The following is a 14,225-nucleotide window of genomic DNA, read 5'->3' as shown; positions in this document are numbered from 1 at the left end:
CCGTCTCGGAGGCGCGCGACGTCCGCCCAGCCGAGTCTCGCCGGACGGGAGGCTCGTGGCGGGGCCGGTACGAGCCTCCAGGCCGGCAGGTGGTGCGGTCAGCGCTGGAAGCGCGCCTGCTGTTCGTCGGCCAGACCGGCGTCGACGCGCCGTCGCATGTCCTCCGACATCGGGGGCAGGTCGGTGACGGGGGCCCAGAACGCCTCGGTGTTCTCCCCGTCGGCCGGTGCGGGGTGCCCGGACACCCAGCGGCACGCGAAGACCAGGTCGAGGTACTGCGCCCGGTCGCCGTTCGGGTAGGTCATCTCCGGCAGCGCCTGCACCCACACCAGGCGTTCGGCGACGGCGACGACGTCGGCTTCCTCCAGCACCTCGCGTTCGGCGGCGACGGCCGGCTCCTCGCCCGGGTCGACGATCCCCGTCACCGGGGTCAGCGCGCCGGTGTCCGCGCGACGGACGACCAGGAGCTCGCGGGCGTCACCCTCGCCGCGGGTCACGACGGCGGTGACCCCGGTCAGCCAGAGCAGGTCCGTGCCGATCTTCTCGCGGAGGGACAGGACGAAGTCGGGCGTGGGCATGCGGCCACGGTACCCAGGCGTGGATACGCTCGGGGCATGGCACGCGGCGACAGGGCGCTCGAGGTGCGGTCCGACCACGGTGTCTGGGCTGCCGGGTGGCGACTCGCGGTCGCCGGGGTCGTGCGTGCGGTGACTCCGCGGCGGCGTCGGGTGCTGACCGTGTCGCTCGGCGTCGTCGCCCTCGGGCTCGTCGTGGCGGTCGTCGTCGGGCTCGTGCGCGGGATGAGCTCGCCGGTCGTCTCGGTCGTGGTGCTCGTCGGGACCGCGGCGCTCGTGGCGTACCTGGTCGTGGCCGTCGAGCTCGTGCTCTGGACCATGGCGGATCGTCGACGTGTGGCACCGTCCGAGGTCGACCCCGAGCGACTGGCCCGTGTCCACCAGACGATCGCCGCCGGGAACGCCTCATCGGTCGATCCCGCAGACCGCCGTGCCCTGGTACGGTTCGCCCGCGTCCAGCAGACCGCCCTGCCCGCGACCGTGCTCGTGCATGCGCTCGGGGTCAGTGTGGGCGTGCTGCTCGGTGCGCTCGAGGCCTTCGCCGGATCGGCAGGCATCGTCGTCCTGGTGCTCGCCGTGCTCATCGTGGCCGTGTCCGCGTGGTCGCTCCGCGGGGCGCTGCGGGCGCTCGGGTCGACGCCGGAGCTGGTGGCACTGGACGCTCCCTGACCGGGTGTCCCGATCCGTGCGGTTGTTGCGCACAGCGTGCCGATGACTGGTCATGACCAGTAGGGTGTGATCCGTGGAGATCATCATCCTGCCCACGCCGGCGGAGGTCGGTCGCGTCGCCGCGGCCAAGATCGCGTCGGTCGTCGCCGAGAAGCCGTCCGCCGTCGTCGGACTCGCCACGGGGTCGAGCCCCCAGGGCATCTACGCCGACCTGCAGCGTCGCGTCGCCGCCGGGGAGGTCTCGTTCGCCCAGGCGCGCGGGTTCGCCCTCGACGAGTACGTCGGCATCCCCCTCGAACACCCCGAGTCGTACGCGAGCGTCATCGCCCGCGACGTCGTCGGTCCGCTCGGCTTCGACCCGTCACGCGTCCGCGTGCCCGACGGCCGTGCCGACGACATCGAGTTCGCCGCCAAGGAGTACGACGCCGCGATCCGTGCCGCCGGCGGGATCGACGTGCAGATCCTCGGCATCGGCGCGAACGGCCACATCGGGTTCAACGAGCCGACGTCCTCGTTCGCCTCGCGCACCCGCATCAAGACCCTCGCGCCCTCGACGCGCGAGGCCAACGCCCGCTTCTTCGACTCGCTCGACCAGGTCCCGACGCACTGCATGACGCAGGGTCTCGGCACGATCCTCGAGGCACGCCAGCTCGTCCTCGTCGCCCAGGGCTCGTCGAAGGCGGACGCCGTGGCCGCCGCGGTCGAGGGGCCGCTGTCGTCCTTCGTGCCCGGGTCGGCGCTGCAGCTGCACCAGCACGCCACCGTCGTGGTCGACGAGGAAGCGGCCGCCGGGCTCCAGCTCGCCGACTACTACCGGTACACGTACGCGAACAAGCCGTCCTGGCAGCGGTTCGAGTAGCCCGCAGGCCCGGGGCCCGGGGCCCGGGGCTCGGGCTGGGTTCGGGCTCCGCGAGACGCCGGTGTCTCGCACGCAAACGCTGCCGGTGTACTCGTCGAGACGCCGGTGTCTCGCTGAGACGCCTCGGGTTCGTCGAGACGCCGCAGTTTTCGGCGGCGTCTCGAGTACTTCGAGGTGTCTCGCACTGACGGGGGTGTCTCGCGCGCGCACAACTCGAGTGTGCCCATCGAGACGCCGGTGTCTCGCGCTGACAGGGGTGTCTCGCACGCGAACCCCGCCAGAGTGCCCGTCGAGACGCCGGTGTCTCAGCCGGCAGCAGTGCCTGCAGCACCCGCGGCACCCGCAGCACCCGCGGGACCCGCAGCCTCGGCAGCGGCACCCAGGCGCGCCAGCCCCTCGCGCAGCGTGTCCTCCGAGCACCCGAAGTTGAGCCGCGCGTGCCCCACACCCTGCCGCCCGTAGTCCCGCCCGTTCGACAGCGCCACCTTCGCCTCGTCGACGAGTCGCACCGCGGGGTCGTCGCCCCACGGCAACGCCCGCAGGTCGAGCCACGCCAGGTAGGACGCCTGCGGCTGCCGGTAGCCCACCCCGGGCAGCACCCCGCCGAGCTCCTCCGCCAGGATCCGCCGGTTCGCGGCGAGCTCGGCCAGCAGCGACGCCAGCCACGGCCCGCCCTCGCTGAACGCGGCGACGCTCGCGGTGTACCCGAGGATCCCGGTGCGCTCGACGACCTCGCCCGGCATCCCGTCGAACCAGCCCCGAGCGCGCTCTGACGCCCCGACCATCAGCGCGCACTTGGTGCCCGCCAGGTTCCACGCCTTGCTCGCACTCGTGAGGGCGACGCCGATCGTGGCGGCCTCGAGGCAGGAGTCGAGGAACGGCGTGAACGTCGCGTCGGCGTGGACCAAGGGCGCGTGGATCTCGTCGGAGACGACCACGGCGTCCCACTCGGCGGCGAGTCGGGCCAGCGCCGCGAGTGACTCGCGGTCGTGCACGAGCCCGAGCGGGTTGTGCGGGTTGCACAGCAGGACGGTCCTGGCGCCGTCGGCGAACGCCTGCGCGACACCGTCGAGGTCGATCCGCCACCCGGCAGTCGTGTCGAACGGGTCGGCCGGGCCGGCGGGTGCGACGAGCGGCACCTCGGTCGCGGTGCCGCCGGCCTCGGACACGTACTCCCAGAACGGCGCGTACACGGGCGGCATGATGACGACCTGGCCCCCGGGCTCGATGACCCGGCGCAGCGTCTCCACCGCGGCGACGGAGACGTCCGTGGTCGTGCGGACCAGGTCGGGGTCCACGTGCCAGCCCCACCGGTCGGACGCGAAGGCGGTGAAGGCCTCGGGGAGCGCCCGACCGTGCCCGACGTAGCCGGTGTCACCAGCACTCACCGCGGCGGCGAGGGCGTCCCGCACGGGCTCGGCGAGCATGCTGTCCATCTCCGCGACGAACATGGGCAGGACGTCCGGCGGGAAGGCCGTGTACTTCTCGCTGGTGCGGGTGCGGCGTGCATCGAAGAGGGAGACCATGACGCTCATGCGCCTCATCCTCGCAGGGGTCGGAGCCCGGCGAGCAGGATCTCGACGTACCGGTCCGGATCGCTCACCTGGACCCCGCCGGCCGTCGCCGCCTGACGCATCCCGCAGACGAGCCGACGGAGGTCGTCCGGCCGCACGTCGGACCGCACGACACCGGCAGCAGCGCCCCGGTCGAGGAGGGCGCCGATCGAGTCGACGAGGTCCCCGGCCAGTGCCGCCGTGTCAGCGCACGAGAACGTCCCGCCCGTCAGCAGGTCGCCGAGCGCCGGGTCGTCCACGAGTCCCCGGAAGGCCTCCGTGACGACGCCGCGGACCGCCGCCTCGACGTCGGGCACCGCGACCGCGTCCCGGACCCGGTCGAGCATGGCCTCGAACGCATCGATCGCGAGCGCCTCGAGCAGGTGCTGCTGCGTGGGGAAGTGGCGGTACGCGGTCCCCACGCCCACTCCGGCCTCCCGCGCGACGGCGTTCAGCTGGGCGGGCTCGCCCCGGTCGAGGTGCTCGCGCGCCACGGCGAGCAGCGCTGCACGGTTGCGCAGGGCGTCGGAGCGGAGGGAGTCCGGGCGGGCGAGGTCGACCATACGGAGAGTGTATCCGCTTGTGCTAGCGTTCCGGATGAGTCATCCGATTCACCGTTCGAGACCACGACCAGGAGCACCGATGCCGTCCTTCACATGGGAACCCGACCAGATGCCCGATCAGCACGGGCGGACCGTGGTGGTCACCGGAGCGACCGGCGGACTCGGGCTCGCCGTCGCCACCCGGCTCGCCGCCGCCGGGGCGCACGTCGTCGCCGGCGTCCGCGACCTCGACAAGGCAGCACGCGTCCTGCCCGCCGGCCTGGAGGCCCGGGTCGTCGACACCGCGTCCGTCACCTCCGTCAGGGCCTTCGCCCGGCACCTCGCCGAGGACGGCCTCGTGGTCGACGCCCTGGTCAACAACGCGGGGATCAGTGCGCCACGGTTCGCGCTCGGCGTGGACGGCCTCGAACTGACCTGGGCCACCAACGTCGTCGGCCCGGCGGTCCTCGCGGACGCGATGCTCCCCGTGCTCGGCGGGCCGTCGCCGCGCGTCGTCCTGGTCGGCTCCAACCTCTCGCAGCGCACCGCCCGTGTGCCGGACCTCGAGGCGATCGACGACGCCCGCTCCTACCGACAGTTCGCCGCGTACACCGCCTCGAAGACCGCGGCGGCAGCCATGGCGGTCGACCTCGGCGAGCGGCTCCGTGCTTCCGCGTCGCCGGTCCGGTCGGTGATCGCCCACCCGGGCATCGCCGCGACGGGCATGAACGGCCAGGCGGAGACCCTGGCCGCGACGATCGCGGGATCGATCGCCCGGCTCGCCGCCCGCACGGTCGAGGACGGCGCCCGTGCCGTCCTCTGGGCAGCGACCGCAGCGGACGTCGAGGAGGGCGTCTTCGTCGGGCCCGCACTCCGCCGCTCGGACCGTCGTCTGCACGTCGTCCCGGTCCGTGGTGCCGCTGCCGACCCGGTGTTCCGCGCGCGGGTCCGTGCGCTCGTGGCCCGGACGGCCGAGCACGCCGATCGCTGACGACCGCGTCGCTGACGACGACCGCGTCGCTGATGACGACCGCGTCGCTGGACGGGAACCCGACGTGAACACCAGCGGACGGATCGGTGACCCGGTGCACGGCCCCCGACCGAGGGGGCTAGCGTCGCGGACGTGACTCGTTCTCGCGTGCAACGCCGCCCGCTCCTCCGTCCGGTCCCGCTCGCCGCGGCGGCCACGATCGCCGCACTGCTCGGCACCGGGGTGGTCGCGTCACCGGCGATCGCCGATCCCGCAGCCGGTGTCGCGGGCGCGACCACGGCCTCCCGGCCGGTGACCGATCCCGCGTCCTCCGTCGACCCGTTCATCGGGACCAGCCACGACGGCAACACCTGGCCGGGCGCGACCGCGCCGTTCGGGATGCTGCAGTGGAGTCCGACCGGCACCGCCGGCGACCAGACCTCCACCCCCGTCGCGAACGGCTACTCGTACGACGTGAACCGGCTGCGCGGGTTCAGCCTCACCCACCTCAACGGCGCAGGCTGTGCGCCCGGGGCCGCCGGTGACGTGCCGATCATGCCGGTCACGACCGCCGTGACGACCTCGCCGTCCGCGGACACCACCGACGCGGTCTACGCCGCGGGCTACTCCCACGACCAGGAGTCCGCGAGCCCCGGCCGCTACGGCGTCCAGCTCGACAACGGCGTGCGCACGGACCTCGCGGTCACGACGCGCGCCGGCATCGGCGAGTTCGCCTTCCCTGCCGGGAAGGCCGCCAACCTGCTCTTCCGCACCTCGAACTCGATCAACGGCAGCGAGGACGCCACCACCAGCATCGACCCCCGCACCCGCACCGTCAGCGGCAGCGTCCTGACCGGTGGCTTCTGCAGCCGCCGCGCCAATGGCGGCGGCGCGACCAACCCGGACCGCCGCAGCTACTACCGTCTGTACTTCACCGCGACCTTCGACCGGGCCTTCTCGAGCACCGGCACCTGGAAGGACGACACCGTCCAGCCGGGAGGCACGCGCGTCTCCGGTGGGGAGGGGTACCTGACCGGGGCCGACCGTGCCGGACGCGGCTCCGGCGCGTGGGTCGGCTTCGACGCGCGTCGCGGTGCGACGGTGCACGCCCGCATCGGCATCTCGTACGTCAGCGCCGCTGGTGCCGTCGCGAACCGCGACGGCGAGGTGCGGAAGCACGCGACGGTGGCCAGCGTGGCGGCGTCGACCCGAGCCTCCTGGAACCGTGAACTGTCGCGCATCCGCGTCGGCGGTGGCACCGCGGACCGGACCACGCAGCTGTACACGTCGGTGTACCACGCGCTCATGCAGCCGAACACGCTGAACGACCGCGACGGCCGCTACCTCGGACCGGACATGCGGGTGCACCGGATCGACCGCGGGCACGGCGCCGTCTACGGCACCTACTCCGGCTGGGACCAGTACCGGGCGCAGATCCAGCTGCTCGCGCTCCTGCGACCGGACGTCGCGGGGGACATGGCCCAGTCGATGCTGCGGTTCGCCCAGCAGAACGGCGGCGTCTGGGACCGGTGGCTCCACCTCGGCGCGCCGACCCACGTGATGACCGGCGACCCCTCGGCGGCGACGCTCGCCACCTGGTACGCCATGGGCGTCCGGAACTTCGACGTCCGTGCGGCGTACCAGTCCCTGCGGCACCAGGCCACCGTGCAGAACGCCGACGCCCTCAGCGACATCGGGTGCCCGGGGCAGTGCCTCGCGCAGCGGCCCGGCCTCGACCAGTACCTGCAGCGCCAGTACGCGGCGAACGACGACTGCCACTGCTGGGGCGGCGCCGCCGAGACGCTCGAGGACTCGATCTCCGACAGCGCGCTCGGGTCCTGGGCGTCCTCGCTCGGACTGCGGTCCGACGCGCGGATGTTCGCCGCTCGCGGCGAGTACTGGAAGAACACGTTCAACCCGGCCGTCGGGTACCAGGCGGCACGGCAGGCCGACGGGTCGTGGACGCCGGACTGGTCGCCCTCGACCGGTGTCGGCTTCGCGCAGGGGACCAGCGCGCAGTACACGTGGCTCGTGCCCCAGGACGTCAGCGGGCTCTCCGCGGCGCTGGGTGGCGACGATGCGGCGGTGGCCCGACTCGACGCGTTCTTCCACGACGCCGCGGGGAACTTCGCGGTGACCGGCGGCGACGCGACGAAGTTCGACCCCACCAACGAGCCCGACATCCACACGCCGTGGATGTACAACGCACTCGGACAGCCGTGGAAGACCCAGGAGACCGTCCGCCGGGTCGTCGACGACGCGTACGGCACCGGTCCCGGCGGACTGCCCGGGAACGACGACCTCGGCACGATGAGCGCCTGGTACGTCTTCGCCTCGATCGGGCTGTACCCGCAGACGCCCGGTCGTGCCGAGATGCTCATCGGGAGCCCCACGTTCAGCACGGTCGACATCCGGCGGGCGAGCGGCCAGCGGATCGTCATCCGGTCCTCGGGCACGGACCCCTACGTGCGAGGAGCGCGGTTGGACGGACGGACGCTGACGCAGTCGTGGGTGCCGTCCTCGTTCGTCGACCGCGGTGGACTGCTCTCCCTCCGGGTCGGCGCGACGCCGGACACGACCTGGGCCACGGCTCCGGGGGACCGGCCGCAGGACCGCTGAGACCGAGGCACGGACACGGCGGGCGGCCCCACGGGCTGCCCGCCGTCCGGCTTGCAGGGGCGCTCAGCTCATCTGGGCGTAGAGGCGCTCGGGCTCCGCGGCGAGCGAGGCCTTCACCATCGCGCTCCACTCGTCAGCGACCACCTCGGCCACACCCCGTACGACGCCGTCGAGCGAGGCGCGGGCGATGTCCGCCGGGTCCGCCTTCGGGCCGTCGTAGTCGGCCATCATCTCGGTGTCGGCCGCGCCGAGGTGCAAGCCCTGCACGGCGATGCCCCGGCCGGACAGCTCCAGTCGGACGGCGTTCGTCATGTTCCACGCGGCGGCCTTCGCGGCCGCGTACCCACCGGAGCCCGGCGCCGCGAACCAGGACAGCGCCGACAGGACGTTCACGACCGCCCCGCCGCCGTTGGACTCGATGACCGGCGCGAAGGCCCGGATCATCGACAGCGTGCCCCAGTGGTTCGTGTCCATCACCCGGTGGGCGTCCTCGAGGGATCCGGTGACCAGCGAGCCCTGCTCCGTGATGCCCGCGTTGTTGACCAGCAGCGTGACGTCCGGTGCAGCGAGGGCCACCGCGTCGACCGAGGACTGGTCCGTGATGTCGAGCGGCAGGACCTCCACCCCGTCGATGTGCACGGACTCGGGGCGGCGTGCGGTGGCGTAGACCTTCGCGGCGCCGCGTGCCAGCAGTTCCTCGGCGAAGCGGCGGCCGATGCCCCGGTTCGAGCCGGTGACGAGTGCGACGGACCCAGCGATCTCCATGGTGTTCCCTTCCGTGCCCGGGCGACTCCCGACGGCAGCAGACGTACGCTAAGACCTCACGTCGGTGTCAGGGGCAACCCGGATCGGAGAAGTCGTGCGCATCGGAGACCTGGCCGCGCGAGCCAAGGTGAGCGTCCGTTCGCTCCGCTACTACGAGGAGCAGGGGCTCCTCACGGCCGACCGGTCCGTCAACGGGCAACGCCTCTACCGTGAGGCCGCCGTGGAGCGGGTGCAGCTCGTCCAGCAGCTCTACGCCGCCGGGCTCGCGAGTCGCACCATCGCGCAGCTGCTGCCGAGCGTCGACGCCGGTCACGCCACCCCGGAGGACTTCGCGATCCTCGCGTCCGAGCGGGAGCGGATCACCGCGCAGGTGGCGGAGCTCGAAGCCGCACGGGAACGACTCGACGAGGTCATCCGCATCTCCGAGCACCCGACGCCCGAGTTCTGCCCCGGCCTGCGCCACGCCGACTTCCCGGTCGCCCAGGCCAGCTAGGCGGTCGGCCCGTGCTCGTCCAGGTCTGCGGGTTGCCAGGCTCCGGCAAGTCGACGCTGTCCTCGGCGCTCGCCGACGCGCTCTCCGCGCCGAGCCTGCGGGTCGACGCCGTCGAGGCCGCGATGTGGAAGTACGGCATCCCCCGGGCGCAGTCGGGGATCGCGGCCTACTCGGTGATGCACGCGCTCGCCGTCCCCGACCTCCGTCGCGGGTTGACGGTCGTCGCCGACGCGGTCTCCGGCGTCGAGGCAGCTCGGGCCGGATGGGTGTCGACGGCCGCGTCGGCCGGGGTGGCGCTCCGCGTGGTCGAGGTCGTGTGCCCAGACCTCGGCGAACACCGACGACGGGTGGAGGAGCGGGAGAACGACCTGCCCGGGTTCGTGCTGCCGACGTGGGACGAGGTCGAGCGGGTCCGCGCGGAGTACGAGCCGCGCACGGACGACCGCCTCGTGGTGGACAGCACCCGGCCCCTCGAGGAGACGGTCCGGCAGGCGCTGCACTTCGTGCGCGGCGGCGCCTGAGCCGTCAGGCCCGACGCCAACCGGCCCGGTGCGCCATGACGATCGCACCGGCGCGGTCCCGGGCGCCGAGCTTCGCGAGGATCGCGGAGACGTGGGACTTGACGGTGCGTTCACCGGTGTCGAGCGCGGCGGCGACCTCGGCGTTGCTGGCACCGTCGCACACCAGGTCGAGGACGTCGCGTTCGCGGGGCGTCAGTGACGCGAGCGCACGGGCGCCGTCCGCGGAGACCTGCGGCTGTGCCACCGCCCGCGCGACGACCCGCGGGAGCACCCGGGGGTCGATCCAGGTGCCACCGCCGGCGACCACGCGGACTGCGTCGACCAGGGCCTCCGCGGCACTGTCCTTGAGCACGAAGCCGTTCGCGCCGGCGTCCAGCGTCGGCCACAGGACCTCGTCGTCGTCGAACGTCGTGAGCGCGAGCACCGGTGGTCCGTCGACCAGGTCCCGGATGCGCCGGGTGGCCTCGATGCCGTCGACACCGGGCATGCGGATGTCGGTGAGGACGAGGTCCGGCGCAGCCAGGGTCACGGCTCGCAGCAGCGCGTGCCCGTCGGCGCACTCCTCGACGATCTCCAGGTCGGGTTCCGAGCGCAGCACGAGCGCCAGCCCGGACCGGATCATCGCCTGGTCGTCGGCGAGGACGATGCGGATCGTCACCGGGCCACCGCCACGGGGCGGGGAGCGTCGGTCGGGAGGCGGCACTCCACCACCCAGCGGTCGCCCTCGGGTCCGCTCTCGATCCCGCCGCCCGCACGTTCGACCTGCTCGCGGAGGCCGGGGAGTCCGTACCCGCCGGTGCTGGGCGCCTGGGGTGTGCTGGGCCGGTCGTTGGTCACGCGGCCGATGAGCACGCCGAGGTCGTGCCGGATGACGACGTCGATCGTGCTGCCCGGTGACCGGTACCGGGCGGCGTTGGCCAGGGCCTCCTGGACCACGCGGGACAGGGTGCTCCTGGCGATGATCGGGAGGGCGTCGAGGTCGGCCCGGACGTCGAGGTCGACCGGGACGCCGGCGACCCGGTAGGTGGCGACGAGGTCGTCGAGGCTGCGGGACCGCAGGGGGTCGTCGCCCTCGGTGCGGAGCAGCCCGACGACCTCACGGACACCGTCGAGGCTCTCGCGGCAGACGAGCTCGGCCTTGGACAACGCCGCTTCCGCCGCATCGCCGTCCGTTCGGAGGATCCGTCGCGCACCGCCGATCTGCAGCACCACGACCGTGAGCGAGTGCGCCACCAGGTCGTGCACGTCACGGGCCAGGCGGGTCCGTTCCTCCTGCGCCCGGGCCACGGCCAGCCGCGCGTCCGCCGCACGCAGCTCCGCGGCGAGCGACCGGGTGTGCGCCAGCAGGACGCCGACGACGATCGCGAGGAGGTTGCCGATCGCGAAGTACACGGCACCCACGTTGAAGGACCACCCCACCAGGACGGGGACGAACGGTGCGACGACGCCGACCACCGCCGTGGTGGCGATGCGCCTCCTGCTGGACCGGCGGCCGACGAGCTGCGACAGCGCGGAGGTCACGAGGAACATCGAGGCGTTCAGGTCCACGACGACCGTCGCCGCGACGACCGGTGCGATCGCGAGGACGGCGAACAGCCACTCCGGCAGCGGCCGCCGTACCTGCTCCGCGGCCCACGGCAGGAGCGCGACCACGATCAGGGCGACCGCGAGGGGTGAGCCCCACGACGTCACCACCGCGGCGGCGGCACCGAGCACGACCGGCACGGCCCACAGTCGCTCGAGCTGCCGAGGTCGCTCGGGGCGTGTTGCGCTCATGGTCGTCCTCTCCGTGGTGAACGATAGCGACCGGCAGCCCGCCACCACACCGCTCCTGCGGACGCGCGGCAGGGTGTCCCACAGGACGAGGTCGTCGCGTCCGGGAGGACGATGTGCCGACGAGGACGCCGCTCGACCATGGGTGCATGACCTCGATCACCAACCGCCTCCAGGGCCGCATCGACGCGCTCCCGCCACGCACTCCCGACCCCGCGGCGTCGGCGCCGGCCAGGAGGGTGCTCGGGATCGCCACCGCCGGCAGCGCCGTCACGCTCCTGGCGAGCATGGTCGCCATCGCACTCGACGGGCAGGAGATCGGCGGCGAGCCCGCCTGGGTGAAGCCGACGAAGTTCGCGATCGCGATCACGCTCTACCTGCTCACGCTGCGTTGGATGCTCGGCGCGGTCCACGGACACCGGCGGACCCTGACCGTCCTCGCGTCGGTCATCGTGCTCGCCCTCGCAGTGGAGATCGTGTGGATCGACGTGCAGGTCGTGCAGGGCACCACCAGCCACTTCAACACCGGCGCACCGTTCGACGCCGCGGCCTACGCCTCCGGCGGCGTCAGCGTCTCCGCCGTCTTCATCGCGACGATCGTCATCGCCGTCCTGGCCCTGCGGACCCGTGGCCTCGACCTCGGGGTGGCCGCCGGGATCCGGTGGGGCCTCGGGCTCTGCGTGGTCGGCATGGTCGAGGCGGTCTCCATGCTCGGCAACGGGTTCACCTCCACCACCACCGGCGCGCACACCGTCGGAGCCCCGGACGGTGGCGCAGGTCTGCCCTTCACGGACTGGAGCCTGCACCACGGCGACCTGCGGATCGCGCACTTCGTCGGACTCCACATGATCCAGGCGCTCCCGGCCCTCGCCTGGGTGCTGCTCCGGTTCACGCGTCTCGACGAGCGCACCCGGCGCGATCTGCTGCGCGTCGCGGGCGGTGCTGCCGTTGCGCTCGTCGGGCTGCTGTGGTGGCAGGCCGAGCGGGGCCAGGCGCTCCTCGAACCGGATGCGGTGACGGTCGCGGCGGCGACGGTGCTCGTCGTCGCCGTCGGAGTCGGGGCTGCCGTCGTGGTCCGTCGCAGGGGCGTGCGCTGACACGTGGCCCCGGACGGCGCGCGTCAGGTCAGGTCCCGAGGGCCACGGAGCTGCCCCCACCCGAAGTCGCTCTCGGAGATGAAGTCCTGCAGGTCGCTCTGCACACCGCGCACGAGCGTGGCAGTGTCCTCGTCGCCGTCCAGCCCGCGGGACCAGCCGCGTTCGCCGAGGATCTGCCACCGCACGACCGCAGCGTTCGAGCGGACGGGATCGTCGTCGCGAAGTCGGTGGGGTCCGTCGGGGTCGTCCATCGGCACGATGCCGAACCGGAGCGACGCGAGCTCGACGTCGTCGAGCATCTCGCGGAACATCGGGGTCAGCAGCGCGACGACCTCAGCGGCGTTCAACGACGCCGGTCCGACCTGCTGTCCTGCCACCGTGATCGAGCCCGGCGGCGCACCCGCAGCACGGTGACCAGTTCCGCCAGCAGACCGACCAGGACGGCGAGGACGGCGAGCTTCGTCGAGGTCGAGTCCGACGCTGGCCAGATCAGGGCGGCCGCGCCACCGATGACCAAGGCGAACCCACCCCACACCTGGAGGTGGTCGGTCCAGAGCAGGTTCCGCGGCATGTGGAGCACGCTACGCGCACGACCGTCAGCTGAGCCGCCGGCCCGCACCCCACACCCGCTGGACCTCGAGCGCCGGCGACAGCGCCACCAGGTCGGCGGCGAACCCGGGCGCGAGCCGACCCAGCCGGTCGCCGAGCCCGAGCGCACGAGCCGGGACGCTCGTCAGCGCCGCCACGGCCTCGGGCAGGGACCGCCCGGCGAGCGCGACGGCGTTCCGCAGCGCCACGTCCTGTGTGAGCGTCGACCCCGCGATGGTGTCCGTCCCGGCGACGTGCGCGACACCGTCCGTCACGGTGACGTCGAGCGACCCGAGGCGGTAGTCACCGTCGGCAGCTCCGGCAGCACCCATGGCGTCGGTGATCAACGTCACGCGGCCGGGGGCAGCGCGGAACAGGGTGTCCGCGACGACCGGGTGCACGTGGACGGCGTCGAGGATGAGCTCGAGCGTCACGCGGTCGTCGGCCACAGCGGCGCCGATCGGCCCGGGAGCCCGGTGGTGGAGCCCCGGCATGGCGTTGAACGCGTGCGTCAGCATCGTCGCGCCGGCGTCGAACGCGGCCCGGGCCTGGTCGTACGTGCCGACGGTGTGGCCGACCGCGACGACGACCCCGGCGTCGACGAACCGGCGGACCGCGTCGAGCGCTCCGGGCAGCTCGGGAGCGATGGTGACCTGGCGGACGACGCCCTCGCCGGCCGACAGCAGGGCGTCGACGTCGGCGGGGGTCGGGGCGATCAGGAACTGCTCGTTGTGGGCGCCCTTGTTGTGCGGCGAGAGGAAGGGCCCTTCGAGGTGGACGCCGAGCACGAGCGGGTCGGCGGCCATCACCTGTCGGATGTGTCCGAGCGACTCCGCGAGCACGTCGACCGGGTTCGCGACGAGCGACAGCACCGACCGGGTGGTGCCGTGCGCGCGGTGCATCGCGAGTGAGGGGCCGACGGAGGCGTCCTCGTACGCGACGGTCGCCCCGCCGTGCCCGTGCAGGTCGATGAACCCGGGGGTGAGGACCGCGTCGCCGAGGTCGACGACGTCATCGGCCGTCGGAGCATCGGGGCCGGAGCCGACCGCGTGGATCGTGTCCCCGTTGAGGAGCACCCAGCCGTCGGTCACAGACCCGGCCACGTCGACGACGTGGGCGGCGCGCACCAGCGTGCTCCGAGCCTCCAGACCGACCGGACCGGAACCGGTCCCGGAGTCAGAACGGGAACTCGACCCGCCGC

16 protein-coding genes are annotated in these 14,225 nt (G+C 73.1%); 7 read left to right on the top strand and 9 right to left on the bottom strand.

Annotated elements, in window-relative coordinates; genetic code table 11:
• Window positions 1–98 precede the first annotated feature (98 nt).
• On the bottom strand, window positions 99–578 hold the full coding sequence (locus OXR63_RS10885) for an NUDIX hydrolase (protein WP_267423073.1): 480 nt from the start codon (window positions 576–578) through the stop codon (window positions 99–101).
• Between the two features lie 36 nt (window positions 579–614).
• On the opposite strand from OXR63_RS10885, the gene OXR63_RS10880 reads away from it, so the two are divergent.
• Both OXR63_RS10880 and nagB read left to right on the top strand, forming a co-directional pair.
• Complete coding sequence (locus tag OXR63_RS10880) at window positions 615–1,244, top strand: hypothetical protein (RefSeq protein ID WP_267423070.1); 630 nt, start codon at window positions 615–617, stop codon at window positions 1,242–1,244.
• Between the two features lie 73 nt (window positions 1,245–1,317).
• A complete protein-coding gene (nagB, locus tag OXR63_RS10875) occupies window positions 1,318–2,103 on the top strand; it encodes a glucosamine-6-phosphate deaminase (protein WP_267423069.1) in 786 nt (261 codons plus the stop codon).
• A gap of 305 nt (window positions 2,104–2,408) precedes the next feature.
• On the opposite strand, the gene OXR63_RS10870 is transcribed toward nagB, so the two are convergent.
• Both OXR63_RS10870 and OXR63_RS10865 read right to left on the bottom strand, forming a co-directional pair.
• Complete coding sequence (locus OXR63_RS10870) at window positions 2,409–3,638, bottom strand: MalY/PatB family protein (RefSeq protein WP_267423068.1); 1,230 nt, start codon at window positions 3,636–3,638, stop codon at window positions 2,409–2,411.
• 5 nt (window positions 3,639–3,643) lie between these two features.
• The gene (locus OXR63_RS10865; RefSeq protein ID WP_267423066.1) at window positions 3,644–4,219 is read right to left on the bottom strand and encodes a TetR/AcrR family transcriptional regulator; all 576 of its coding nucleotides are present in this window, start codon (window positions 4,217–4,219) and stop codon (window positions 3,644–3,646) included.
• A 79-nt stretch (window positions 4,220–4,298) separates the two neighbouring features.
• Here OXR63_RS10865 and OXR63_RS10860 point away from each other — a divergent pair, with 79 nt between their 5' ends.
• Together OXR63_RS10860 and OXR63_RS10855 are read left to right on the top strand one after the other, a co-directional pair.
• The gene (locus OXR63_RS10860; protein ID WP_267423064.1) at window positions 4,299–5,189 is read left to right on the top strand and encodes an SDR family NAD(P)-dependent oxidoreductase; all 891 of its coding nucleotides are present in this window, start codon (window positions 4,299–4,301) and stop codon (window positions 5,187–5,189) included.
• Window positions 5,190–5,321: 132 nt separating this feature from the next.
• Entirely contained in the window at window positions 5,322–7,787 is a 2,466-nt protein-coding gene (locus OXR63_RS10855) for a GH92 family glycosyl hydrolase (RefSeq protein ID WP_267423062.1), read from the top strand.
• Between the two features lie 63 nt (window positions 7,788–7,850).
• On the opposite strand, the gene OXR63_RS10850 is transcribed toward OXR63_RS10855, so the two are convergent.
• Window positions 7,851–8,552, bottom strand: coding sequence for an SDR family oxidoreductase (locus tag OXR63_RS10850; RefSeq protein WP_267423060.1), 702 nt, complete (start codon window positions 8,550–8,552; stop codon window positions 7,851–7,853).
• A 94-nt stretch (window positions 8,553–8,646) separates the two neighbouring features.
• On the opposite strand from OXR63_RS10850, the gene OXR63_RS10845 reads away from it, so the two are divergent.
• Both OXR63_RS10845 and OXR63_RS10840 read left to right on the top strand, forming a co-directional pair.
• The gene (locus OXR63_RS10845) at window positions 8,647–9,045 is read left to right on the top strand and encodes a MerR family transcriptional regulator (RefSeq protein ID WP_194661803.1); all 399 of its coding nucleotides are present in this window, start codon (window positions 8,647–8,649) and stop codon (window positions 9,043–9,045) included.
• An 11-nt stretch (window positions 9,046–9,056) separates the two neighbouring features.
• Entirely contained in the window at window positions 9,057–9,566 is a 510-nt protein-coding gene (locus OXR63_RS10840; RefSeq protein WP_267423057.1) for an AAA family ATPase, read from the top strand.
• Window positions 9,567–9,570: 4 nt separating this feature from the next.
• Here the strand turns inward: OXR63_RS10840 and OXR63_RS10835 are convergent, their stop codons facing one another.
• Together OXR63_RS10835 and OXR63_RS10830 are read right to left on the bottom strand one after the other, a co-directional pair.
• Window positions 9,571–10,224 (bottom strand): response regulator transcription factor, encoded by a 654-nt coding sequence (locus OXR63_RS10835; protein ID WP_267423055.1) that lies wholly within the window; start codon window positions 10,222–10,224, stop codon window positions 9,571–9,573.
• The gene (locus OXR63_RS10830; RefSeq protein WP_267423053.1) at window positions 10,221–11,342 is read right to left on the bottom strand and encodes a sensor histidine kinase; all 1,122 of its coding nucleotides are present in this window, start codon (window positions 11,340–11,342) and stop codon (window positions 10,221–10,223) included. Before OXR63_RS10830 ends, OXR63_RS10835 begins: the two co-directional genes overlap by 4 nt.
• A 146-nt stretch (window positions 11,343–11,488) precedes the next feature.
• Between OXR63_RS10830 and OXR63_RS10825 the strand changes: the two genes are divergently transcribed.
• On the top strand, window positions 11,489–12,436 hold the full coding sequence (locus OXR63_RS10825) for a hypothetical protein (protein ID WP_267423050.1): 948 nt from the start codon (window positions 11,489–11,491) through the stop codon (window positions 12,434–12,436).
• Between the two features lie 23 nt (window positions 12,437–12,459).
• On the opposite strand, the gene OXR63_RS10820 is transcribed toward OXR63_RS10825, so the two are convergent.
• Genes OXR63_RS10820 through nagA form a run of 3 tightly spaced genes read right to left on the bottom strand, consistent with a single transcriptional unit; the run spans window position 12,460 to window position 14,154 of the window.
• Window positions 12,460–12,783, bottom strand: a complete 324-nt coding sequence (locus OXR63_RS10820; RefSeq protein ID WP_267423049.1) for a hypothetical protein — start codon at window positions 12,781–12,783, stop codon at window positions 12,460–12,462.
• Window positions 12,780–13,007: a hypothetical protein gene (locus OXR63_RS10815; protein WP_267423047.1), complete on the bottom strand. Its 228-nt coding sequence runs from the start codon at window positions 13,005–13,007 to the stop codon at window positions 12,780–12,782. Before OXR63_RS10815 ends, OXR63_RS10820 begins: the two co-directional genes overlap by 4 nt.
• A gap of 25 nt (window positions 13,008–13,032) precedes the next feature.
• Window positions 13,033–14,154, bottom strand: a complete 1,122-nt coding sequence (gene nagA / locus OXR63_RS10810; protein WP_276585314.1) for an N-acetylglucosamine-6-phosphate deacetylase — start codon at window positions 14,152–14,154, stop codon at window positions 13,033–13,035.
• Window positions 14,155–14,225: the final 71 nt, after the last annotated feature.

It is taken from the genome of Curtobacterium sp. GC_Cur_3 (assembly GCF_026544205.1).
Classification (GTDB): Bacteria; Actinomycetota; Actinomycetes; order Actinomycetales; family Microbacteriaceae; genus Curtobacterium.
This window is presented reverse-complemented; position numbering and strand designations above follow the sequence as displayed.